The organism is Bacillus sp. NPDC094077 (genome assembly GCF_050279465.1).
Lineage (GTDB): Bacteria > Bacillota > Bacilli > Bacillales > Bacillaceae_G > Bacillus_A.
Window position 1 is genome coordinate 1 of sequence record NZ_JBNNUF010000010.1, and the last position, 24,490, is coordinate 24,490.

The 24,490-nt window shown below is 35.3% G+C and carries 15 protein-coding genes, 16 tRNA genes, 2 rRNA genes and 1 pseudogene; 33 read left to right on the forward strand and 1 reads right to left on the reverse strand.

Going from position 1 to position 24,490, the window contains the following annotated elements; all coding sequences use genetic code 11:
* From ACQKNR_RS20945 to yhbH, 28 genes are all read left to right on the forward strand, one after another.
* A 23S ribosomal RNA gene (locus ACQKNR_RS20945) occupies nt 1–87 on the forward strand; the annotation flags it as partial.
* 100 nt (nt 88–187) lie between these two features.
* Nucleotides 188–303, forward strand: a 5S ribosomal RNA gene (gene rrf / locus ACQKNR_RS20950).
* 8 nt (nt 304–311) lie between these two features.
* Nucleotides 312–386 (forward strand) — tRNA-Asn (locus ACQKNR_RS20955).
* A gap of 2 nt (nt 387–388) precedes the next feature.
* Nucleotides 389–480 (forward strand) — tRNA-Ser (locus ACQKNR_RS20960).
* 18 nt (nt 481–498) lie between these two features.
* Nucleotides 499–573 (forward strand) — tRNA-Glu (locus ACQKNR_RS20965).
* Nucleotides 574–578: 5 nt separating this feature from the next.
* Nucleotides 579–654, forward strand: a tRNA-Val gene (locus ACQKNR_RS20970).
* 25 nt (nt 655–679) lie between these two features.
* Nucleotides 680–756: transfer RNA gene (locus ACQKNR_RS20975), tRNA-Met, on the forward strand.
* A 3-nt stretch (nt 757–759) separates the two neighbouring features.
* A tRNA-Asp gene (locus ACQKNR_RS20980) sits at nt 760–835 on the forward strand.
* A 9-nt stretch (nt 836–844) separates the two neighbouring features.
* A tRNA-Phe gene (locus tag ACQKNR_RS20985) sits at nt 845–920 on the forward strand.
* Nucleotides 921–934: 14 nt separating this feature from the next.
* A tRNA-Thr gene (locus tag ACQKNR_RS20990) sits at nt 935–1,010 on the forward strand.
* A gap of 10 nt (nt 1,011–1,020) precedes the next feature.
* Nucleotides 1,021–1,104: transfer RNA gene (locus ACQKNR_RS20995), tRNA-Tyr, on the forward strand.
* A 7-nt stretch (nt 1,105–1,111) separates the two neighbouring features.
* Nucleotides 1,112–1,185 (forward strand) — tRNA-Trp (locus ACQKNR_RS21000).
* Nucleotides 1,186–1,205: 20 nt separating this feature from the next.
* Nucleotides 1,206–1,281, forward strand: a tRNA-His gene (locus ACQKNR_RS21005).
* A gap of 63 nt (nt 1,282–1,344) precedes the next feature.
* A tRNA-Gln gene (locus ACQKNR_RS21010) sits at nt 1,345–1,419 on the forward strand.
* 5 nt (nt 1,420–1,424) lie between these two features.
* Nucleotides 1,425–1,499: transfer RNA gene (locus tag ACQKNR_RS21015), tRNA-Gly, on the forward strand.
* Nucleotides 1,500–1,513: 14 nt separating this feature from the next.
* Nucleotides 1,514–1,584 (forward strand) — tRNA-Cys (locus ACQKNR_RS21020).
* A 10-nt stretch (nt 1,585–1,594) separates the two neighbouring features.
* Nucleotides 1,595–1,676, forward strand: a tRNA-Leu gene (locus tag ACQKNR_RS21025).
* 263 nt (nt 1,677–1,939) lie between these two features.
* Nucleotides 1,940–2,659: a YebC/PmpR family DNA-binding transcriptional regulator gene (locus ACQKNR_RS21030; RefSeq protein ID WP_193413580.1), complete on the forward strand. Its 720-nt coding sequence runs from the start codon at nt 1,940–1,942 to the stop codon at nt 2,657–2,659.
* Between the two features lie 145 nt (nt 2,660–2,804).
* Nucleotides 2,805–3,266: an NUDIX hydrolase gene (locus ACQKNR_RS21035; protein ID WP_427320244.1), complete on the forward strand. Its 462-nt coding sequence runs from the start codon at nt 2,805–2,807 to the stop codon at nt 3,264–3,266.
* A 455-nt stretch (nt 3,267–3,721) separates the two neighbouring features.
* Nucleotides 3,722–4,498 carry a transglycosylase domain-containing protein gene (locus ACQKNR_RS21040; protein WP_427320246.1) on the forward strand — a complete coding sequence of 259 codons (777 nt, stop codon included), beginning with the start codon at nt 3,722–3,724 and terminating at the stop codon, nt 4,496–4,498.
* A 188-nt stretch (nt 4,499–4,686) separates the two neighbouring features.
* The gene (locus tag ACQKNR_RS21045) at nt 4,687–5,340 is read left to right on the forward strand and encodes a DsbA family protein (protein ID WP_427320248.1); all 654 of its coding nucleotides are present in this window, start codon (nt 4,687–4,689) and stop codon (nt 5,338–5,340) included.
* 114 nt (nt 5,341–5,454) lie between these two features.
* Nucleotides 5,455–5,528, forward strand: a tRNA-Gly gene (locus ACQKNR_RS21050).
* Between the two features lie 199 nt (nt 5,529–5,727).
* On the forward strand, nt 5,728–6,870 hold the full coding sequence (gene queG / locus ACQKNR_RS21055; protein WP_427320250.1) for a tRNA epoxyqueuosine(34) reductase QueG: 1,143 nt from the start codon (nt 5,728–5,730) through the stop codon (nt 6,868–6,870).
* Nucleotides 6,871–6,914: 44 nt separating this feature from the next.
* On the forward strand, nt 6,915–7,802 hold the full coding sequence (locus ACQKNR_RS21060) for an amidase domain-containing protein (protein WP_427320252.1): 888 nt from the start codon (nt 6,915–6,917) through the stop codon (nt 7,800–7,802).
* A 58-nt stretch (nt 7,803–7,860) separates the two neighbouring features.
* Nucleotides 7,861–8,349: a tRNA (uridine(34)/cytosine(34)/5-carboxymethylaminomethyluridine(34)-2'-O)-methyltransferase TrmL gene (gene trmL / locus ACQKNR_RS21065; protein ID WP_000538147.1), complete on the forward strand. Its 489-nt coding sequence runs from the start codon at nt 7,861–7,863 to the stop codon at nt 8,347–8,349.
* A gap of 127 nt (nt 8,350–8,476) precedes the next feature.
* Nucleotides 8,477–10,546: a sensor domain-containing protein gene (locus ACQKNR_RS21070; RefSeq protein WP_427320254.1), complete on the forward strand. Its 2,070-nt coding sequence runs from the start codon at nt 8,477–8,479 to the stop codon at nt 10,544–10,546.
* Between the two features lie 392 nt (nt 10,547–10,938).
* A complete protein-coding gene (locus ACQKNR_RS21075) occupies nt 10,939–12,834 on the forward strand; it encodes a PrkA family serine protein kinase (RefSeq protein ID WP_427320256.1) in 1,896 nt (631 codons plus the stop codon).
* 601 nt (nt 12,835–13,435) lie between these two features.
* On the forward strand, nt 13,436–14,611 hold the full coding sequence (gene yhbH, locus ACQKNR_RS21080) for a sporulation protein YhbH (RefSeq protein ID WP_427320258.1): 1,176 nt from the start codon (nt 13,436–13,438) through the stop codon (nt 14,609–14,611).
* 341 nt (nt 14,612–14,952) lie between these two features.
* Here the strand turns inward: yhbH and opuD are convergent, their stop codons facing one another.
* A complete protein-coding gene (opuD, locus tag ACQKNR_RS21085; RefSeq protein WP_427320260.1) occupies nt 14,953–16,503 on the reverse strand; it encodes a glycine betaine transporter OpuD in 1,551 nt (516 codons plus the stop codon).
* A gap of 245 nt (nt 16,504–16,748) precedes the next feature.
* Here opuD and colA point away from each other — a divergent pair, with 245 nt between their 5' ends.
* The 5 genes and pseudogenes from colA (at nt 16,749) to ACQKNR_RS21110 (ending at nt 24,408) form a co-directional block, all read left to right on the forward strand.
* Complete coding sequence (colA, locus tag ACQKNR_RS21090; protein ID WP_427320262.1) at nt 16,749–19,646, forward strand: collagenase ColA; 2,898 nt, start codon at nt 16,749–16,751, stop codon at nt 19,644–19,646.
* A gap of 389 nt (nt 19,647–20,035) precedes the next feature.
* Nucleotides 20,036–20,584: an NfeD family protein gene (locus ACQKNR_RS21095; protein WP_427320264.1), complete on the forward strand. Its 549-nt coding sequence runs from the start codon at nt 20,036–20,038 to the stop codon at nt 20,582–20,584.
* 12 nt (nt 20,585–20,596) lie between these two features.
* The gene (locus ACQKNR_RS21100; protein WP_427320266.1) at nt 20,597–22,171 is read left to right on the forward strand and encodes a flotillin family protein; all 1,575 of its coding nucleotides are present in this window, start codon (nt 20,597–20,599) and stop codon (nt 22,169–22,171) included.
* 260 nt (nt 22,172–22,431) lie between these two features.
* Nucleotides 22,432–23,418 (forward strand): annotated as a pseudogene (locus ACQKNR_RS21105) (cache domain-containing protein); the annotation flags it as partial.
* Between the two features lie 129 nt (nt 23,419–23,547).
* On the forward strand, nt 23,548–24,408 hold the full coding sequence (locus tag ACQKNR_RS21110) for a methyl-accepting chemotaxis protein (RefSeq protein WP_427320543.1): 861 nt from the start codon (nt 23,548–23,550) through the stop codon (nt 24,406–24,408).
* Nucleotides 24,409–24,490: the final 82 nt, after the last annotated feature.

Sequence of the window (24,490 nt, forward strand, 5' to 3'; positions counted from 1 at the left end):
TGAAAGATGATCAGGTTGATAGGTTCGAGGTGGAAGCATGGTGACATGTGGAGCTGACGAATACTAATAGATCGAGGACTTAACCATATAATATGTAGCAACGTTATCTAGTTTTGAGAGAACATAAAAAACTTGTTGACTTTTAAAGTAAATGAGTTATAATAATGATTGTCTCAAAAGAATAATGTCTGGTAATGATGGCAGAGAGGTCACACCCGTTCCCATACCGAACACGGAAGTTAAGCTCTCTAGCGCCGATGGTAGTTGGGACCTTGTCCCTGTGAGAGTAGGACGTTGCCAGGCAATATTATTCCGCAGTAGCTCAGCGGTAGAGCTATCGGCTGTTAACCGATCGGTCGTAGGTTCGATTCCTACCTGCGGAGCCATTGGAGAGCTGTCCGAGTTGGCCGAAGGAGCACGATTGGAAATCGTGTATACGTCACAAGCGTATCAAGGGTTCGAATCCCTTGCTCTCCGCCATAAGGATTTATAATATTTGGCCCGTTGGTCAAGTGGTTAAGACACCGCCCTTTCACGGCGGTAACACGGGTTCGAATCCCGTACGGGTCACCACTTTTGGAGGATTAGCTCAGCTGGGAGAGCACCTGCCTTACAAGCAGGGGGTCGGCGGTTCGATCCCGTCATCCTCCACCATATATAATTATATGAATAATATTGTCGCGGGGTGGAGCAGTACGGTAGCTCGTCGGGCTCATAACCCGAAGGTCGCAGGTTCAAATCCTGTCCCCGCAACCAAATGGTCCCGTGGTGTAGTGGTTAACATGCCTGCCTGTCACGCAGGAGATCGCCGGTTCGACCCCGGTCGGGACCGCCATTTTAATAAGGCTCGGTAGCTCAGTCGGTAGAGCAGAGGACTGAAAATCCTCGTGTCGGCGGTTCGATTCCGTCCCGAGCCACCATTTTAATAAAATATGCCGGCTTAGCTCAATTGGTAGAGCAACTGACTTGTAATCAGTAGGTTGGGGGTTCAAGTCCTCTAGCCGGCACCATGTAAGTTTCGGAGGGGTAGCGAAGTGGCTAAACGCGGCGGACTGTAAATCCGCTCCTTCGGGTTCGGCAGTTCGAATCTGCCCCCCTCCACCATTTACATAGGGGCATAGTTTAAAGGTAGAACTGAGGTCTCCAAAACCTCCAGTGTGGGTTCGATTCCTACTGCCCCTGCCAAATTATATAAACACAACATGGCGGTTGTGGCGAAGTGGTTAACGCACCGGATTGTGGCTCCGGCATTCGTGGGTTCGATTCCCATCAGTCGCCCCATTTTTATTTTAAAAATTACAAATAATCTAATGGATACTTACATATAATTAAGTAAGAATTCGATGGGCTATAGCCAAGCGGTAAGGCAACGGACTTTGACTCCGTCATGCGCTGGTTCGAATCCAGCTAGCCCAGCCATTTTTGCGGAAGTAGTTCAGTGGTAGAATACAACCTTGCCAAGGTTGGGGTCGCGGGTTCGAATCCCGTCTTCCGCTCCATTTAAATTTCATATGGCGGCATAGCCAAGTGGTAAGGCAGAGGTCTGCAAAACCTTTACCACCGGTTCGAATCCGGTTGCCGCCTTTATTATTGTGCCGATGTGGCGGAATTGGCAGACGCGCACGACTCAAAATCGTGTTCCTTCGGGAGTGTCGGTTCGACCCCGACCATCGGTATCGGCGATGTAAAAAGACTCTAACAGAAATGTTAGAGTCTTTTTTGTTAAATTATACTATGTGATTCTAAAATTCGTAATGAACGTAGGAATTCATGTATAATATAACTTGTCGAAAGAACAAAATGATAGTGATTTATATTATGTCTGTAATATGAATTAAAAATGAACTTTTTATATTTCTTTTAAAAATGTGTTGAACACACATTATATTTCATATTAATATTTTTATGTAGATTTAAAACGGGAAAGAGAGTGGAAAGTATGGGCCGTAAATGGAACAATATTAAAGACAAGAAAGCATCAAAAGATGCAAATACAAGCCGTATATACGCGAAATTTGGACGTGAAATTTATGTAGCGGCAAAACAAGGCGAGCCAGATCCAGAATCAAATCAAGCGCTAAGAGTTGTATTAGAGCGTGCAAAAACATATAATGTGCCAAGAACAATTATTGACCGTGCGATTGAAAAAGCAAAAGGCGGTTCAGAAGAAAACTATGACGAGCTTCGTTACGAAGGTTTTGGACCAAATGGATCTATGGTAATTGTAGATACATTAACAAATAACGTAAACCGTACTGCAGCAGATGTACGAGCTGCATTTAGCAAAAACAGTGGTAACATGGGTGTAAACGGTTCTGTAGCTTACATGTTTGATGCGACAGCTGTTATCGGTCTTGAAGGTAAAACATCAGATGAGGTTCTTGAAATTTTAATGGAAGCAGATGTAGATGCACGTGACATTCTAGAAGAAGAAGATTCTGTTATCGTTTATGCTGAACCAGATCAATTCCATGCAGTCCAATCTGCTCTTAAAGATGCTGGTGTTGAGGAATTTACAGTTGCAGAATTAACAATGCTTGCACAAAGTGATGTAACACTTCCTGAAGATGCACAAACACAATTTGAAAAAATGGTTGATGCATTAGAAGATTTAGAAGATGTACAGCAAGTTTACCACAACGTAGACTTAGGAGAATAATATAAGGAGACCCTTTCGTTTAACGAACTGGGTCTTTTTTTATTGAAATAGTTAAGATGATAAAGTTTTAAAGGTGTTTTGTTGTAGTTATGGAATATGGTTATAGATAGTAATTTAAATAATCGTATTTCTAGGAGGCATTTCTGTGGAGCATAAAACACCAAAGCATATTGTTGCCGTAGCAGGTTATTTAACAAATGAAAAGAATGAGGTACTTTTAACAAAAGTACACTGGCGTGCCGATACGTGGGAAATGCCTGGGGGGCAGGTAGAAGAGGGAGAAGCACTCGATCAAGCTGTTTGTAGGGAAATAAAAGAGGAAACAGGATTAACGGTGAAGCCTATCGGAATTACTGGGGTTTATTATAATGCTTCTATGCATATTTTAGCTGTGGTCTTTAAAGTAGAGTATGTGAGTGGCGAAATAAAAATTCAACCTGAAGAAATAAAAGAGGCAAAATTTGTTGCTTTAAATGAAGAAAACATTGATGAGTATATAACGCGTCCTCATATGAAATCAAGGACACTTGACGCGATGAAAGCAACAAACTTCGTTTCATACGAAACGTGGGAAGTGCAGCCGTATACTCTTCTAGGAAGACTTTAAAAAAGGTTAGCTATTTGAGGCGATATCAAATAGCTAACCTTTTTATGTATACTGCTTTAGAAAAAGGTCAAAATGATAAAGAGGCTAGTATTGATTTTAAGAACGTTTGTTCTGTATAATGGTGATATATCGCATATAATTAGATTGCTAGATGCTCAAAAGTATATATTTATAGGTGATATAATAAAAGAATAAGGTAAAATTAAGGTGTTTTTATGGAAGAAGTATAACTGTTTCAACTTTTGTGTATCTGTATCTACTGATTATTAGGGTTTATAAATAACCTATATTCAATATTTCATATGAATAGTAGATAAAAAAAGACTGTGATACAATACATTTTTATACCTTACAATGATGTAAGGTAGGTGTAAGAAAAATCGATGGGATATTCTTTTACAACAAGGTATTCTTAAGGTAAGAGTTATATGCTGTGTGGAAAAGAGGTGTTCAAGATGAAAGAGCGAGTATTATCTAGAGTGAACTATCATCAAAAAGTTGCATTAAATCCAATGACTAAATTTTTTTATAAAGCCATTATTTTATTATTATTGTTAAGTTGTACGTTATTATTCGTTGGAAATGTAATGATTGAGCGAAGTGACATTAGTAAATTACATGTACCGGCTAAGTTAGAGGTGCCAGAATCATTAACACATGCATTTATTGCGACAGAGGATAAAAGGTTTTATCATCATAACGGTTTAGATTATATAGCAATTATTCGAGCGTCTATTGAAAATATAAAAGCTGGTGGTGTTGTGCAAGGTGGGAGCACAATTACACAACAGTTATCTAAAAATGCTTTTTTAACGAATGAACGTACATTTTCTCGTAAGTGGAAAGAGATTTTTTATACGAAAAAAATTGAACGTACATTTACGAAGGACGAGATTTTAAAATTGTACGTAAGTAATATTTACTATGGAGAGGGAGCTTGGGGGATTGAAAAAGCAGCAAACCTGTACTTCGGTAAAAAGGTGAATCAATTAACGGTGGCTGAAAGTGCAATGATGGCTGCTGTAGTCAAAGCGCCAGCTTATTACTCACCTGTACAAAACTATGATAAAGCGGTTGAGAGACGAAATGTAGTTTTGAGGTTAATGGAGAAAGAAGGTTATATCGATCATGATGAGTATGTGCAAGCGGTTAGTGAAAAATTAGTAATTCGTCATGATATAAAAACCGAGCAATCAATGTTAAATAATGCGCGTGAAAAAGCAGTAAGTTAAGAGAAGTTCCTACAGAGGAGCTTCTTTTTTTTGAATAAATTGTGACAAATAGTGACACAATATCGTCACAATTGTTGTATTTTTGTAATTTATGTGAGCGTGTTCATTGCGTGACATATGTAAGTATTGATATTATGTGTATTGTGTACAATGCTGTATACAGAATATGAATTTAAAGAGGAATGTATATGAAATCATCAAACAAACTCATGGTTCTTGGTGTAGTTTTTTCTATCGCAGTACTGATTGTAATCGGGACGATTGTGTATAGCATCATAAATGACAAAAAAGATAAAGGGAATGAGATGTTTGCTTATTCTACACAACAATCTTTAGGGAAAGAGGATGCTCCGGTTAAGGTAGTTGAATTTGGAGACTTCAAATGCCCTGCTTGTCGTACTTGGGATGCAACAGTATTACCACGATTAAAAGAAGAGTATATTGATAAAGGGAAAGTGCAGTTATATTTTATTAACTTCCCATTTATCGGAAAAGACTCTGATTTAGGTGCAGCAGCTGGTGAAGCAATTTATAAACAAGATAAAGATTCATTCTGGATTTTCTATGATGAGATTTATCAAAATCAAAAGAAAGATACGGAAGAATGGATTACAGAAGAATTACTTCTGAGCATTGTAAAAGAGAAGCTTCCAAAAGTTGATGTAGAGCAATTTAAAAAAGATTTACATAGTAAAGAAATAAAAGAAAAAGTACGTAAAGATTCAGATCGTGCTCAAAAATTAAAAGTTCAAGGTGCTCCTTCAGTATATATAAACGGAAATCTTGCAAACCCTGATTTTGATAGTATGAAGACGGCGATTGATAAAGAATTGAAAAAGTGATGAGATACTCATCACTTTTTCGACTTTTTTCGATAAAATTCTTGCTTCCGCTTTTTTTACATGCTATACTACTTTACATAAGTTATTTCAATATCGTATATTTATTTCATATTTGCGGGTGTAGTTTAGTGGTAAAACAAGAGCCTTCCAAGCTCTGGTCGAGAGTTCGATTCTCTTCACCCGCTCCAAACTTTATTTAATGCTTTTCTAATAAATTGTGATCAACGCAGTGTTTCGTTTCCGAGATAAACGAGGCATTGCGTTTTTTAATGTTTGAAAAGCATAATTGTATGCGAAAATAGAAGTAAAGAATAGTATTCCTAAAGTGAATTGCTAACCAATGTAGCCGTTACATAAGGGGTGGATTCATCTGAGGAGGGATTAAGAATGGATTTTGAACAATTAAAGCAAGATGTAATTGCGTATAGTAAAACAATTGGTATAGATAAAATAGGCTTTGCCAGTGCTTCTCCGTTTGAGGAATTAAAGCAGCGGCTAATTCAGCAGCAACAATTAAATTATCAGTCTGGATTCGAAGAACCTGATATAGAGAAGAGAACGAACCCACAGTTATTGCTACCTGGTGCAAAGTCAATCATTGCAATTGCCTTAGCATACCCTTCAAAATTAAAAAATGCACCATTAAGTAAACGAGGAGAACGTCGTGGGATTTTTTGTCGTGCTTCTTGGGGACAAGATTATCATCTTGTTTTACGAGATCGTTTGCAAAAGTTAGAAGCATATTTAATTGAAAAACTTCCGGATATAGAAGTGAAATCAATGGTTGATACAGGTGAACTAAGTGATCGAGCCGTTTCAGAGCGTGCTGGTATTGGATGGAGTGGTAAGAACTGCGCTATTATTACGCCTGAATTTGGTTCGTATGTATATTTGGGAGAAATGATTACGAACGTCCCATTTCCTCCGGATCAGCCAATAGAAGATCAATGTGGAAGTTGTACGAAGTGTATTGATATTTGTCCTACAGGGGCTTTAGTACAAGGCGGACAATTAGATTCGAAGAAATGTATCGCATTTTTAACACAGACGAAAGGATTTCTACCTGAGGAATATCGCGATAAAATAGGAAATCGTATATATGGATGTGATACATGTCAGACGGTTTGTCCGAAAAATAAAGGAATGGATTTCCATAACCATCCTGAAATGGAGCCCGATCCTGAGTTAGTTAAACCGTTATTAACACCACTTTTAACAATTAGTAATCGTGATTTTAAAGAGAAGTATGGGATTATGTCTGGTTCATGGAGAGGTAAAAAGCCATTGCAACGAAATGCTATTTTAGCACTTGCACATTTTAAAGAAACAGCAGCAATTCCTGATCTAATCGGCGTTATGAAAGAAGATCCAAGACCAGTACTACGCGGAACAGCAGCATGGGCACTTGGGAAAATTGGCGGAGATGGAGTAGGCGAAGCGATTGAAAAAGCGATGGAACGTGAAAAGGATGAAGAAGTTCTTCATGAAATGAATCGTGGGCTTGAATTGTTAGCGCAGAAAAAAGAGTAGATAATATCTTCCTTCTTCATATTGTAATATGGGAGGGAGACGAAATGGTTGTAAAAGCAAATATTGAAATGCAAGTAAAACAGTTTTTAGCATATATAACAGGGAAACGAACAGATGTGGATGGTATTGCTGAAGATTTATTACAAATGGCATGGAGAAAGAAACAATTGTTTCAAAAACGTAGTGCAGATATAGTAAAAGCAACTGCGGATATTTCTTTCATTAGACAATTAAATAGTACCAATCATCAAGAAATTGATTATCAAATACACTTTAAATATTTAATTAGGCATAAAGAATTATTTTACATCGAAGAGGAACAATTAAAACGAAGAGTCTATTTAAATGATGGTCGTATAGTAGATGATTATGCTATTGAAGTGTCAGAAGAAATTGGAATGGGTGAGACATTAGAGAGGGAAGTTACCAAAGAGAAGTATGGTTCTTATCAGTATAATCGTTTAGAGGCAGTGAAGTATGCAGAACGTTGGTGGGATGACCGAAACCCTGTTTATCGTAATTTCCCTGATAATTGTACGAATTTTATTTCTCAATGTCTTCATATTGGAGAAGTACCAATGAATGGATATCCTAATATTCGTAAAGGATGGTGGCAAAGGGAGAACCAGTGGAGTTGGAGCTGGGCTGTCGCACATTCTTTTTATTGGTATTTGTCAGGTGCTACAACAGGGCTTCGAGCAAAAGCTGTAGAAAGACCAGAAGACCTTATTCTTGGTGACGTTATTGCTTATGATTTCGAGGATGACGGTAGATGGAATCATACGACGATTGTAGTAGCAAAAGACGCAGATGGTATGCCACTTGTAAATGCACATTCAGCGAATAGTCGTCGGCGTTATTGGAACTATGAAGACTCTAGTAAATATACACCACAAATGAAATATAAATTCTTTCATATTATTAATGGGTAGAGATTTTTCGCTCAAGTGGTATAATACGTAGTAGACAAAAAACAGAGGTGAATATCGCGTGGGAGTACATGTTGTTTTATATCAACCAGAAATTCCAGCAAATACAGGGAATATTGCTCGTACTTGTGCAGCAACTGGAACAGAATTACATTTGATTAGACCGCTTGGATTTTCAACGGATGATAAAATGTTAAAGCGTGCAGGATTAGATTATTGGCAGCACGTGAAAATTACGTATTATGATTCAATCGAAGAATTTTATGAGAAAAATAAAGATGGTGAATTCTTCTATTTAACAAAGTATGGCGAGAAAGCTCATACAGCGTTTGATTATAGCAAGCGTGAGAAGGATTACTATTTCGTATTTGGAAGAGAAACGAATGGTTTACCAGCTAATGTAATCGAAGAAAACTTCGATCATTGTTTACGTATTCCAATGACGGATAAAGTACGCTCATTAAATTTATCTAATACAGCAGCAATTCTAATTTATGAAGCATTCCGTCAACAAAATTATCCAGGATTAGATTTAGAAATCGTTTATTAAAAGTCGCCATATGGCGACTTTTTTTCTAAAAATAAAAATAATATGTAATCATACATTTAAAAAGGGGTACATATTCATATAGAATGGGATATATGTATAAAAATAGATAAGACAGGTTGAGATAAATATGAAGGAACAATATAGTAATCAAAATACCTTTTTAAGTATGATAGATATGGATTTGATAAGAAGAGGATTATTACACGCTATTCAAGATTTAGTATTTATTGTGAAAGTTATTGATGATGAGATCTTTAAATATATTTATATAAATAAAATAGGGATGGAGTACGCGAAGCTAAGCGAAGAATGTTACGGAAAAACGTTTGCTGAAGTATTATCAGTAGATAAAGCGAGAATATTACAAAGACAATATACAAAAGTAATCCGAGAGGCGAGAGCACATACTTTTTGTGATGTAATCAGTTTACCAACTGGTAACCTACATTATGAGTCTTCACTTAATCCTGTATATGACGAAGAAGGGGTATGTCAGTTTATTATTTGTATTACAAGGGATATTACAGCTCAGATTGAGGAAAAGGTAGAAATAGAGGAAAAACAAATGTTATTTAAGTCATTACTAGAATATAATAATGACTCTATTATATCTATAGATTCTATGGGGAGAATTACATATGCAAATCCGGCAACATATGAAATATTTGGATATCGATATGAAGAATTAAATAATAACTTTATTTTTAAATTTATTATTAAAGAATATGAAGAAGACTTTCAAATGATATTTGAGGAAGCTTTACAGGGAAGGGCAAAACAAATTGTTTCAAAGAAATATGTTCATAAAGAAGGGTACGAGCTATATATTTCTTTGAGAACTATCCCGATTATTGTGAACGGTGAAATTGTTGGGATGTATATTGTTACGAGGGATGTGACAAGGCAAGTATTAAATGAGATGAAGACAGAATACTTCGCTTATTATGACCAGTTAACAGGTTTAATGAATAGAATTTCATGTACAAATAAGCTAAATGAGTTTTTAAATGAGAATAAAGAATTTGCACTTGTTTTCATGGATTTGGATGAATTTCATCTTATTAATGATACATTTGGTCATAAAGAAGGGGATAAAGTATTACAAAAAGTTACAGAATGTTTAAGCAATCTACAAATAGAAGGTATGCATTTATTTAGAGAGCATGATGATCAATTTGTTATGTTAATAGAAAATATAACGAAAGAATGTGTAGAGGAAGTTGCAAAAAACATATTAAAAAAGATTAGTGAGCATTTTGTAATCGAAGAAGAGGACGTGTATTTAAGTGCGTCAATTGGAATTATAATGGCACCAACGGATGGAGAAGATGAAAAAATACTTTTTCAAAGAGTTGATGCCGCTTTGGAAAAAGCAAAGGAAAAAGGAAAAGGGTATTATCATTTTTATTGTAATGGATTAGATTGTGAACGTGAACAAAGGTTTATTATAGAAAACCAGTTACATCGTGCGATAGAAAAAAATGAATTTTTCTTATATTATCAGCCACAAATTAATATTGAAACGAAAAAAATAGCCGGTATGGAAGCTTTAATAAGGTGGAAGAATAAAGAATTAGGATTTGTTCCTCCAAATCAATTTATTCCGCTGGCAGAAAGAACAGGATTTATTATTAAGCTTGATGAATGGGTAGTAGATCAAGTATGTTTACAAATAAGCGAATGGCTAAGTAAAGGATATGAAGTTGTCCCGATTGCAGTTAATATTTCAGCTAGACACTTTCGCTCTATTACATTAATAGAGATGATTACACGGGCCTTAAATAAGTACAATGTACCACCTCATTTATTAGCGATAGAGGTTACAGAAGGAGCTCTTATACATAAAGACATATCGAAGAGAGTGTTGCTGCAATTAAAGGAACAAAATTTAAAGATTCATTTAGATGATTTTGGAACGGGGTATTCATCTTTAAGTTATTTAAAAACATATCCAATTGATACGTTAAAAATTGATCGTTCTTTTATGGAAGGTATACATATAGATGAACGTGATACAAATATTACGGCTGCAATTATTCATTTGGCTCATACTTTAGGATTGAATGTAATTGCAGAAGGAGTAGAAAAGGTGGAACAAATCCAATTTTTAAAGGAAAAGAATGTGAAACTTGCACAAGGTTATTATTACAGTTGCCCTATATCAAAATGTGATGTGGAAAATGAGTATTACAAATGATATATAAAAAAGTGATGTGCTAAAAAGCACATCACTTTTTTTGTGTACCCGGTTTATCGTTGTAACCAGATGTGAAAATAGCTGTAAGAAATGTGAGTGATACACCTAAAATTAATAATAATTTCATATTAATATTCCCCCTACTTTTTCGGTTTACGAATTCTATTTATGAATCGAAATGTATGTAAGGTTCTTAGAAGAAAAGAATTTATTTATAATGAATAGCAGTGTGAAAACTTTAATACCTATATTATACAGAATTTTCTTTTGATTTTGGAGAGAATTTTATAGTGCTATTATATATTTCGTTTTGATTTAAAGAATGTTTAAGGACATCCTAGCATACCTTTTATAATAATCCGATTGAACAAGGAGATGGGGGAGGAGCTATAATGGATATTCTAAAGAAAATTGAACAACATCGAGAAGCAGAAGAACGTTTACAATGGGAAGGTACGTTTGCGGAGTATTTGGAGCTTGTGAAAGAAAGACCATGGGTGGCTCAAACAGCACACTCTCGCATTTACAATATGATAAAAGATGCTGGGATTGAAGAAGTTGATGGTAGAAGAAAGTATAACTTCTTTAGTAATCAGCTATTTGGATTAGAGGATGCTTTAGAACGCCTTGTAGAAGAATATTTTCATCCATCCGCAAAACGATTAGATGTTAGAAAACGTATTTTATTATTAATGGGTCCTGTTAGTGGAGGGAAATCAACATTAGTTACGATGTTGAAGCGAGGATTAGAAACATATTCACGAACAGATCGCGGAGCTATTTTTGCGATTAAAGGCTGCCCAATGCATGAAGATCCACTGCATTTAATTCCTCATCATTTACGAGATGATTTCTTTGATGAGTATGGAGTTAGAATTGAAGGGAATTTATCACCACTAAACGTTATGCGTCTAGAGCAAGAATATGGGTCAAGAATTGAGGATGTAGTTGTAGAGCGTATTTTCTTCTCGGAAGACCGTCGCACAGGGATTGGTACATTTAGCCCGTCTGATCCTAAATCACAAGATATTGCAGATTTAACAGGTAGTTTGGACTTTTCGACTATTGCGGAATATGGTTCAGAATCAGATCCTCGTGCGTATCGATTTGATGGAGAATTAAATAAGGCGAACCGAGGAATGATGGAGTTCCAAGAGATGTTAAAATGCGATGAGAAGTTTTTATGGCACTTATTATCGCTTACGCAAGAAGGGAATTTCAAAGCGGGTAGATTTGCGCTTATTTCAGCAGATGAATTAATCGTAGCGCATACGAACGAAACAGAGTATCGCTCGTTCATAGCAAATAAGAAAAATGAAGCATTGCACTCAAGGATTATTGTAATGCCGGTTCCATATAATTTACGAGTAAGTGAAGAAGAACATATTTATGAAAAAATGATTCGTGAAAGTGATGTGTCTAATGTTCATATTGCACCGCATACACTTCGCGTTGCAGCGATGTTTACTATTTTAACCCGTCTTAAAGATCCGAAGCGACCAGATATCGATTTAATTAAAAAGATGCGTTTATATGATGGGGAAATGGTTGAAGGCTATAATGCAATTGATGTAGAAGAATTGCAACGAGAATATCAAGATGAAGGTATGAAGGGTATTGATCCTCGTTATGTCATTAACCGAATTTCTTCTACAATTATTCGAAAAGAGGTACCATCTATTAACGCGTTAGATGTACTTAGATCTTTAAAAGATGGGTTGGATCAGCATCCATCGATTAGTAATGAAGACCGTGAGCGATATATGAACTTCATTTCATTAGCGAGAAAAGAATATGATGAAATTGCTAAGAAAGAAGTACAAAAAGCCTTCGTGTATTCGTATGAAGAATCAGCGAAGACGCTTATGGATAATTACTTAGATAACGTTGAAGCATACTGCAATAAATCGAAATTACGTGATCCGTTAACGGGCGAAGAAATGAGCCCAGATGAAAAACTTATGCGTTCAATTGAGGAGCAAATTGGAATTTCAGAAAATGCCAAAAAAGCATTCCGTGAAGAAATTTTAATTCGTATTTCTGCTTATGCACGCAAAGGAAAACGTTTCGATTATAACTCACATGAACGTCTGCGTGAAGCGATTCAGAAGAAGCTATTTGCTGATTTAAAAGATGTCGTGAAAATTACAACATCAACGAAAACACCAGACGAAAATCAGCTTAAGAAAATCAACGATGTTGTTGCACGTTTAATTGATGAGCATGGCTATAATTCTTCTTCAGCAAATGAACTATTACGCTATGTAGGTAGCCTGCTAAATCGATAGTTTGATAAAAAAACGCTGTCTCTTGTATTTTGCGGGACAGCGTTTTATTATCCGTTCATATGTGTATAAAGTGAAACTTTAATCAGTGGGGATTTTGTCAATCCCCCACTGATTATTAGTTGAACCAATCGGGCATTTACGGGCAGTTATTTCCCACCTAACTTCCTCGCATTTTCCAAATTTTGAGATGGGGGTCTTACTGCCCGTTAATGCGGGATAAAGTGTCATACCTTGTCCAAATATAATAAATTAAGATGCAATTTCATGAATTTATTGTCAATTATTTTTACAATATGCATATGATAGAGTAACCAACCATTCATACGAAAAAAGCCAACACAATACAATATGTTGCAAAGTGAAAATGTGTGCAACAATGCATTGTGTTTCTTTCTTATCGACGGTTAAATGTTATTTCTATTATGTAATGAGGAAAATTTTGTTTAGGATGCGCGGAGTTTTTGGATAAACAATTGATATGTTTAAGGGATAAATTTCAATGAACAGTTACTTTTGCCCTATACTAGTGGTGCATATCATAAAGAAAAATTTGCAGCTTACTGTTCATAAGGGAAGACAATTACAGTAAGGAGGGAAAGGAATGAGCGAAGAAAATCAACCAAATTATACGATTTCACAGGAAAACTGGTCCCTCCATCGCAAAGGATATGACGACCAACAACGCCATCAAGAAAAAGTGCAAGAAGCAATTAAAAATAATTTACCAGACCTTGTAACAGAAGAAAGTATAGTTATGTCTAATGGCAAGGATGTTGTAAAAATACCAATTCGTTCTTTAGATGAATATAAGATTAGGTACAATTATGATAAAAACAAACACGTTGGGCAAGGAAATGGTGATAGTAAAGTTGGCGATGTCGTTGCGAGAGATGGATCAGGTGGTCAAAAGCAAAAAGGCCCAGGAAAAGGTCAAGGTGCGGGAGATGCGGCAGGAGAAGATTACTACGAGGCTGAAGTCTCTATTTTAGAATTGGAGCAAGCGTTTTTCAAAGAATTAGAGTTACCTAATTTAAAGAGAAAAGAAATGGATGAAAATCGGATTGAACACATTGAATTTAATGACATTAGAAAAACAGGATTGTGGGGAAATATCGATAAGAAGCGAACGATGATATCCGCATATAAACGAAATGCGATGCGTGGTAAAGCATCTTTCCACCCTATTCACCAAGAAGATTTAAAGTTCCGTACTTGGAATGAAGTATTAAAGCCAGACTCAAAAGCTGTTGTATTAGCAATGATGGATACAAGTGGATCAATGGGAATATGGGAGAAGTATATGGCACGTAGTTTCTTTTTCTGGATGACAAGATTTTTACGTACAAAGTATGAAACAGTTGATATTGAATTTATTGCTCACCATACAGAAGCGAAAGTTGTTACAGAAGAAGAATTTTTCTCAAAAGGAGAAAGTGGCGGAACAATATGTTCTTCCGTATACAAAAAAGCATTAGAGCTTATCGATAATAAATATTCACCAGACCGCTATAATATTTATCCATTCCATTTTTCAGACGGTGATAATTTAACGTCAGATAATGCTAGATGTGTAAAACTTGTTGAAGAGCTGATGAAGAAGTGTAATATGTTTGGGTATGGGGAAGTGAATCAGTATAATCGCCATAGTACGCTTATGTCGGCATATAAAAATATTAAAGATGAAAACTTTAAATATTATATTTTAAAGCAAAAAGCAGATGTATTCCATGCTATGAAAAGCTTTTTTAAAAATGAATCAGGTGAGAAAATGGCATAATCCCTTTAAAAAAGGGGTTATTTTTTTTGCTAGTTTTATTATAGTGTTTCAATTGGAAATTCGCTTATGATAATGTTTTTTTAATAATAATTGTTCAGCTTGCTTCAATACTTCATTTTTATACTTTAAATCAATGTCTATTTCCACATGTACAGCCTCTTTTTTATTTGGATATAAAGAGGAAAAGATTAATATAAAGTTAAAAAATGTAAAAAAATCGATTTATTCCCTTTATAATAATATATAATCCTTATAAGATAAGTCATTTTTATTTGTTTTAGAAAAATAAATTAGAAGAATGTAACAATTAGCACCTCTCCTAAAAGAAGAGGTGCTAATTGTTACATAATTTTTTTGATTTTTTGTTGTACTTCTTTTGTTTGCGAATTAACAGCCTCTTTTCGCAATTCTTTAAATAACGAAGTAACCATAAGAACGACTACAATAGAAAACGGTAGTGCAGCAATTATAGCTGCGATTTGCAGTGCATTTAATCCACCTGCTTGTAATAAAATAGCTGCAATTATCGCGATTGTTAATCCCCATATAAGTTTTAAACTATTTTTCGGTGATAAGCTTCCGTTACTCGTTTGCATTGATACAACAAATGTTGCTGAGTCGGCGGAAGTAACGAAAAATGTGGCTACTAAAATTAACCCGATAATTGTTAAAAATGTAGAGAATGGTAAGTGTGAAATAACAGCAAATAATCCAATCTCTGTACCATTTTTTGCAATTTCATCAGCTATTCCAAGTGATTGGAACATTTCCATATGGATAGCGGTACCGCCAAATACCGCAAACCAAAATGTACAGATAAGAGTTGGGACTAATACAACTCCAAAAATAAATTCTTTTATCGTGCGCCCTTTAGAAATACGGGCGATGAATGTACCAACGAACGGAGACCAAGAGATCCACCAACCCCAATAAAAAATAGTCCAGTTTTCAATCCAAGCGGAAGATTTTTCATTAAATGCTCCTAAATTTAGCCCCATACTAGGTAAGGCACCAATATAAGAACCGAGTGTAGAGGTGAAATATTTCATAATAAATACAGTTGGTCCTAAAAGTAAAAAAGAGACGAGTAAAATACCTGCAAGAGAGAAATTCAAGTTACTCAAATATTTAATCCCACGATCTAAGCCGGTTTGTGCACTTGTTAAATATAAAACAGCAAAGATGGCAATAAGCACGAGCTGCGTAAGTAAAGTGTTATGAATGGAAGGGAATAAATAGCTTAATCCTCCGGCGATTTGTTGGGCACCAATCCCAACAGATGGTACAATGCCGAATACGGTGGCTAAAACAGCTAAAATATCTACTGTTTTTCCGATAGGAGAATTTTTCGATCGATTAAATAATGGAGTAACTGTAGCTCCAATTGTGCTACCTTTTTGTTTGCGGAATGTGAAATATGCAATTGTTAAAGCAACCATTGCGTATAGTGACCATGGAAAGAGCCCCCAGTGGAAAAATGAATATTGCATAGCGAGTTTGGCGCTTTCTTCTGTACCTGCTTTTCCTGTTAATGGATCTGTAAAATGTGAAATCGGTTCAGTGATTCCGTAAAAGAGGAGCCCAATTCCCATTCCTGCCCCAAACAACATGGATAGCCAAGATGGATAACTATATTTTGGTTTTTCCTCATCTTTACCAAGACGAATAGAACCGTACTTAGAAAATGCTAAATAAGTAGCCAAAATAATCATTGTAGTCATAAGTAGAGAGTAAAACCATCCAAATTTACTGAGGATAAATGAGTTTAAAGAAGATGTAACGCTTTGTAAATCATAGCCTTGTATCCAACTTGCCGGGGTAATCCCCCATATAATGAATAATGTTGTTAGCAAGATGGAGATGTAAAATACACTGTTTTCTTTTTTTATCATAGAATCCCACCCTTATTTAATAAAGTTAACAATTATATTAATCATAACAATTAAAGGTTTAATTGTCAAAAAATTCTCTTTTTATCATATAAAAGGCGTGGATTATTTTAGGGAGATAAAGGTAAATTTGTTCACGATATGTACAAAATGTAGGAAGAAATAATATGAAATATTGCATTTTATATTGTTGTATCCAAATTTTATGTTAAATTCTTGAATGGAATATTTAAATAGGGGGCAATGATATGAACAAGAAATCGAATTTCAATAAAGTGATGCTTAGTATTAGTACAATGGCTCTATCGTTAGGAGCAATTCAAACGAATGTGTCAGCAGAAGAAAAGGTACCGCATAACGTTTTGAAAACCAAGCCGGTTGGAATTGAAAAGTCAGTAGATGAGGTTGGACACGCTTCTAAAGCCGAGGAAACATTATCGTTTCAAGAACGTTTAAAAGTAGGAGATTTTTCACAGCGACCAGCATCTATTATGAAGAGTTCAGAAGTAAAGCAAGTTAAAGAAAGTTATTCAATGGCTGATTTAAACAAAATGAATGATCAAGAATTAGTTGAAACGTTAGGGAGTATTAAGTGGCATCAAATTACAGACTTATTTCAGTTTAATGAAGATGCAAAGGCTTTTTATAAAGATAAAGGAAGAATGCAAGTTATTATAGATGAGTTAGCTCATAGAGGTAGTACATTTACGAAAGATGATTCAAAGGGAATTCAAACGTTTACTGAAGTTTTACGTTCAGCTTTCTATCTTGCATTTTATAATAACGAATTGAGCGATTTAAATGAAAGAAGCTTCCAGGATAAATGTTTACCTGCTTTAAAAGCAATCGCAAAAAATCCAAACTTTAAGCTTGGTACAGATGAACAAGATACAGTCGTATCTGCATACGGTAAATTAATTAGTAATGCTTCAAGTGATGTTGAAACAGTTCAATACGCATCGAATATTTTAAAGCAATACAATGATAATTTTACTACTTATGTAAATGATCGAATGAAGGGACAAGCAATATACGATATTATGCAGGGTATTGACTATGATATACAGTCGTACTTAACTGAGGCTCGTAAAGAAGCGAATGAAACGATGTGGTATGGAAAAGTAGATGGTTTTATTAATGAAATAAATCGTATTGCTCTTCTAAATAAAGTAACGCCAGAAAATAAATGGCTCGTTAATAATGGCATTTATTTTGCTTGCCGTTTAGGGAAGTTTCATAGCAATCCAAATAAAGGATTAGAAGTTGTTACACAAGCAATGCACATGTATCCACGCTTAAGTGAACCGTATTTTGTTGCGGTAGAACAAATTACAACAAATTATAACGGGAAAGATTATAGCGGGAATACGGTAGATTTAGAGAAGATACGTAAAGAAGGAAAAGAGCAATACTTACCAAAAACGTACACATTCGACGATGGATCCATTGTGTTTAAAACTGGGGATAAAGTGTCAGAAGAAAAAATTAAGAGATTGTATTGGGCAGCGAAGGAAGTAAAGGCACAATATCACCGCGTAATCGGAAATGACAAAGCTTTAGAACAAGGTAATGCAGACGACGTATTAACGATAGTAATCTATAATACTCCAGATGAATATCAGTTAAATAGACAATTGTATGGATATGAAACAAATAACGGTGGAATTTATATTGAAGAGACAGGTACATTCTTTACATATGAGCGTACGCCAGAGCAAAGTATTTATAGTTTAGAAGAGTTATTCCGTCATGAGTTTACTCATTATCTTCAAGGGAGATATGAAGTTCCCGGTTTATTTGGAAGAGGAGATATGTATCAAAATGAAAGATTAACTTGGTTCCAAGAAGGGAATGCAGAATTTTTCGCAGGATCTACTCGTACAAATAATGTAGTACCGAGAAAGAGCATCATTAGTGGATTATCATCTGATCCTGCAAGCCGTTATACAGCAGAGCGTACACTATTTGCTAAATATGGTTCTTGGGATTTCTATAACTACTCGTTCGCATTGCAGTCTTACTTATATACGCATCAGTTTGAAACATTTGATAAAATTCAAGATTTAATTCGTGCGAATGACGTGAAAAATTATGATGCATATCGTGAAAATCTAAGTAAAGATTCTAAGCTAAATAAAGAGTATCAAGAGTATATGCAGCAGCTAATTGATAATCAAGATAAGTATAATGTACCGGAAGTAGCAGATGATTATTTAGCTGAACATGCACCGAAATCGTTAACAGAAGTGAAGAAAGAAATTAGTGATACGTTGTCTATGAAAGATGCAAAAATGACAAAACATGCATCTCAATTCTTTAATACATTTACATTAGAAGGCACGTTTACAGGTAGTGTAACAAAAGGTGAATCAGAAGACTGGAAAGCAATGAGTAAAAGAGTAAATGAAGCTTTAGAACAATTGGCGCAAAAAGAATGGAGTGGCTACAAAACTGTTACAGCATATTTCGTTAATTACCGTGTGAATAGCTCCAATCAATTTGAATATGATGTAGTCTTCCATGGTATCGCAAAAGATGACGGAGAAAATAAAGCTCCGACGGTTAATATAAACGGTCCTTATAACGGGCTTGTAAAGGAAGGTATTCAATTTAAGAGCGATGGTTCAAACGATGAAGACGGAAAAATTGCTTCTTATTTATGGGACTTTGGGGATGGAAGTACAAGTGCAGAAGTTAATCCAGTACATGCATATGAAAGAGAAGGAACTTATAAAGTAGCGTTAAGAGTAAAAGATGATAAAGGTAAAGAGAGTAAAATTGAAACAACTGTTACGATTAAAGATGGAAGTTTAACAGAATCTGAACCAAATAATCGTCCAGAGGAAGCAAATCGTATCGGGCTAAATACTAGTATAAAAGGTAGCCTTATTGGTGGAGATCACACCGATGTTTATACATTTAATGTGGCATCAGCGAAAGATATCGATATTTCTGTTTTAAATGAGCATGGAATCGGTATGACATGGGTACTTCACCATGAATCAGATATGCAAAATTACGCAGCTTACGGTCAAGCTAATGGAAATCATATAGAAGCAAAATTTAATGCAAAACCAGGTAAGTATTACTTGTATGTATATAAATATGATAATGGCGATGGAGCTTACGCATTATCAGTAAAGTGAAACTTTAGTCAGTGGGGGCATCCCAACTGATTATTAGTTGAACCAATCGGGCTTTTACGGGCAGTTATCTCCCACCTAACTTCCTCGCATTCGCCGAGCTTTGAGGTGGGAGTCCTACTGCCCGTTAATGCGGGATAAAATAAGTGCTTTTCCAATGTATGTTTAACTTTACTTTTTGTGGAAAATAGTATATTATATAGATATATAATATATCGGTTATTTTCTAGGAGGAGCCTGTCACAATAGGTTTCTCCTGTTCTTTTTTAGAGACCTGTCTTACAGGTTTTTCTTTAAATGATAAATAACTGAAAATTAAGAACAATAATCTTTGAAAGAGGTGAGGCATACACATAACAAAAAAGGGATTGTTTAAGAAAGGGGGATAAGAAATGGTTTTGTTTGGTTATCCACTTGAAACAATTTATTTATATGGATTTATTATTGCTACTATACTCACTGTTATTTATATTTTCTTTGGAGATATATTTGAATCAATATTTAGTTTTGGGGGCGGATCTGTATCCGTTGTTACTTTATTACTTAGTTTCTTCGCCATGTTATGTGGACTTAGTTATATAGGAGAATATTTATTTTCTTTTAATAGCATTATTATTTTCGGGGCTGCATTTGCTATATCCTTTATTGGTGTATTCATAATGAAAATATTAATTTTAAAGCCAATTGCAGAAGCAGAACAAAATACTGTGCAACGTATGGATGAATTCATTGGTTGTAAGGGAGAAGTCATTACGACAATTCCTACAGAAGGGTTTGGTGAAGTATTAATCTCCTCTCAATTTGGAAGTAATGCAATTCTAGCTAAAACAATTGGGAAAAAAGATATTGTACAAGGAACTGAAGTTATTATCGAGGGAGTTCAAGATGGTGTTTTGCTTGTACAGAACATCGCTTATTCTTTAAAGAAACCAAAATTATAAGGGGGAATTTGCATGACGATTCCATTCATTATCGGTGGAGTTTTACTCGCAATTTTAATTCTACTCATTTTAGTATTCATTACGAAGTATCGTACGGTTGGTCCAGATGAAGCATTAATTGTTACAGGGAATTGGCTTGGTGGTGGAAAGAATGTTGTTACCACTGATGATGGAAAGAAGATTAAGATTATCCGCGGAGGCGGTACTTTCGTAGTTCCAATTATGCAAAGAGGAGAACCTCTTAGCTTACTAAACTACAAATTAGAAGTTGGTACACGTGATACGTATACGAAGCAAGGTGTTCCAGTTACGGTAAACGGTGTTTCTATTATTAAAGTGGGCTCTACAATTGAAGAAGTATCTACTGCAGCTGAGCAATATTTAGGAAAAGAAACAGAAGAGTTAAAAGTAGAAGCAAAAGAGGTTTTAGAGGGTCATTTACGTGCGATTTTATCTTCTATGACGGTAGAAGATGCTTATAGCAACAGAGAGCAATTTGCACAAAAGGTGCATGAAGTTGCTTCGACAGATTTAAAGAAAATGGGACTTCGCATTGTTTCCTTTACGATTAAAGAAATAATGGATAAAAACGGCTACTTAGATGCACTTGGTCAACCGCAAATTGCAACCGTTAAGCGTGATGCAACAATTGCGAATGCAGAGCGTGAAAAAGAAGCGCGTATTGAAAAGGCTCGTGCAGAAAAAGAAGCGAAGGAAGCTGAGTATCAACGGGATGCACAGATCGCTGAAGCTGAAAAGCATAAAGAATTAAAAGTACAGTCTTATAAGAGAGAACAAGAACAAGCACGTGCGGATGCGGATCTTTCTTACGAATTACAACAAGCGAAAGCACAACAAGGTGTTACAGAAGAGCAAATGCGAGTTAAAATCATTGAGCGTGAAAAGCAAATTGAATTAGAAGAAAAAGAGATTGCACGCCGTGAGAAGCAATATGATGCAGAAGTAAAGAAAAAAGCAGATGCAGATCGTTATGCTGTTGAGCAATCAGCTGAAGCTGAAAAAGTAAAACAAATTAAAAAAGCAGATGCAGATCAATATAAGATTGAGGCAGAAGCAAGAGCGCGTGCAGAAGAAGTACGTGTAGAAGGTTTAGCGAAGGCGGAAATTGAAAAAGCGCAAGGTCAAGCGAAAGCAGAAGTACAGAAAGCACAAGGTACAGCAGAAGCAGATGTTATTCGATTAAAAGGTTTGGCTGAAGCTGAAGCGAAACAAAAAATTGCGGAAGCATTTGAATTATATGGTCAAGCGGCAATTATGGATATGGTTCTTAAAATGCTTCCAAGTTACGCGAAAGAAGTTGCAAGCCCACTTAGCAACATTGATAAAATTACAGTTGTCGACACAGGCGGCGGTGGTAAGAATGGCGGCGCCGGAAAAGTGGCAGGGTATGCGACTGATTTAATGGCAACAATGCAGGAGACACTAAAAGCTTCTTCTGGTATTGATTTAAAAGAGTTATTAGAAGGATTTGCAGGAAAAGGAGCAGTACAACAATTATCAAATGATAAATCTGTCGTATCTGTAGTAGAAGGTAAGGAAAAAGAAGTAGAAAAAGCTAAAGAATAGTAAGATAGAAAGAACCTCTAGTAAATGGGACACTAGAGGTTCTTCCATGAAATATAATATTTCGAATAATATACATTTTTATATATTGTTTTAATTATTTAAATTCTATAGAATGAAAAAGGTATGTAACAATTCTTTAAATGTAGAGAAAGATGGGAAAAAGAGATAAAGGGTCTCATCAATGCATTTAAATCGTATGATTTATATAAAGGGATTAAATGTAATTAATTGTATTAAAAACGGTATGGAGGGGCAGAAATATGTTTCAAGGAAAATTAAGGAGTAGTAGTTTAAAAACAAAGTTACTTGTATCATTTATTATTATTTTAATTGTACCAAGTATTATAATTGGTTGGACGTCTTATCAGCAGGCGAAGGCAAATTTTAATGAAACAATTTTGCAATCAGCAAAAGATAACGTGGAGATTTTAAATAATGTAATTAATAAAGAGTTAAATAGTAAGAAAGTAGACGCAGCATATTTTACAAAATTATTCACTGGAGCGAGTTATCAAGCAGATCAGCTTCAAAACGTGCAAAATAAATTAGAAGAATATAATAAATTACATCCAGAAATGGAAGCAATCTATACTGGATCTAGTAATGGACAATTTATTCAGTCACCGGCAATTCAAATGCCAGAAGGGTATAATCCTACAGAAAGAGATTGGTATAAAGAGGCGGTGGAAAAAAGTGGAGAAGTAATTATTACAGCTCCATATAAATCAAAAACGACAGGAAATATTGTTGTTACAATAGCAAAACAAAATGAGGATAAAAGTGGCGTTCTCGGCATTGATTTAATTATTAATGATATTGTAAATACTTCAAAAATGGTTAATATTGGTAAAAAAGGGTATGTTGCAATTTTTGATCAGGATAAAAATGTGGTAGCACATCCAACACTGAAGCCAGGGGATAAGGTAGAAGAGAAACTTGAAAAAGAGCTGTACAAACAGGAAGTAGGTAATTTTAAATTCTCACTAAATGGTGAGGATCGTAATATCACCTTTAAAACGAATAAGATAACTGGATGGAAAATAGCAGGAATTATGCCTTCAAAAGAAATTATTCAAGCGGCTGAACCTATTTTCTATAAAACGATAACTGTTCTTGGGATTTCATTAATGATCGGTGGGGTTTTAATTTACTTCATAATTGCTTCTATTATTAAACCGTTAAAACAACTTGTAATATCATCGAAAAAAATTAGTGAAGGTGATTTAACAGAATCAATTACAGTTCATTCTAAAGATGAAATTGGACAGTTAGGAGAAAGCTTTAACGAGATGGCATCATCATTACATAATGTCATTTCCAATATAAATATTTCAGCAAGTCATGTAGCAGCATCTTCAGAAGAATTAACAGCTAGCATGAAGCAGACAAGTGAAGCGACGGAACAAATTACACAGGCGATAGAGCAAGTGTCGAGTGGGGCTGAAATACAAACGAGAGAAGTTGAAGAAGGAGCAACATTATTAGAAGAAGTTACAGAAGGAGTTCAGCGTGTTGCAGATAGTTCTTCATTAGTATCCACAGCCTCTATGTATACGAAGAAAAAAGCTGAAGATGGTGGAAAGTTAGTTGAGCAAACTGTAAATCAAATGCAATTAATTCATGAGTCTGTTTCAAAGTCAGATAAAGTCATTGTTTTGTTAGATGATAAGTCGAAACAAATTGGAGCAATCCTTGAAGTGATTCAACATATTGCAGAGCAGACAAATTTATTAGCATTAAATGCTGCGATTGAGGCTGCAAGAGCTGGGGAGCAAGGAAGAGGATTTGCAATTGTAGCAGATGAAGTGCGAAAATTAGCCGAACAATCAGGACAGTCTTCTACGGAAATTGGAAAACTAGTGAAAGAGATTCAATTTGATATAAAAGAAACGGTAAGCTCTATGAATCAAGTTGGAACAGAAGTACAATCGGGTCTTGTAGTTGCAAATGAAACGAAGCAAAGTTTTACTGAAATATTGAAATCTACAAATGATACAGTTGTACAAATTGATAGTATGGTAGAAGTAGCGAAACAAATGACGATGGATGCAAAACAAGTAAGTGCATCTATTAATGAAATTGCAGCTACGATTGAAGAAAATGCAGCAAGTGTTCAAAATATTGCTGGCTCCTCTGAAGAACAATTAGCTTCAGTAGATGAAATAAATGCAGCGGCAGTTCACTTATCGCAAATGGCAGAAGAATTACAAGCGATGATTGGCAAGTTTAAAATATAAAGTGAAAGTAAAAAGAAACGAAGTAGATATTACTCCGTTTCTTTTTTTTGGATAAATACAATACGATAAAAAGTAAAGAAGT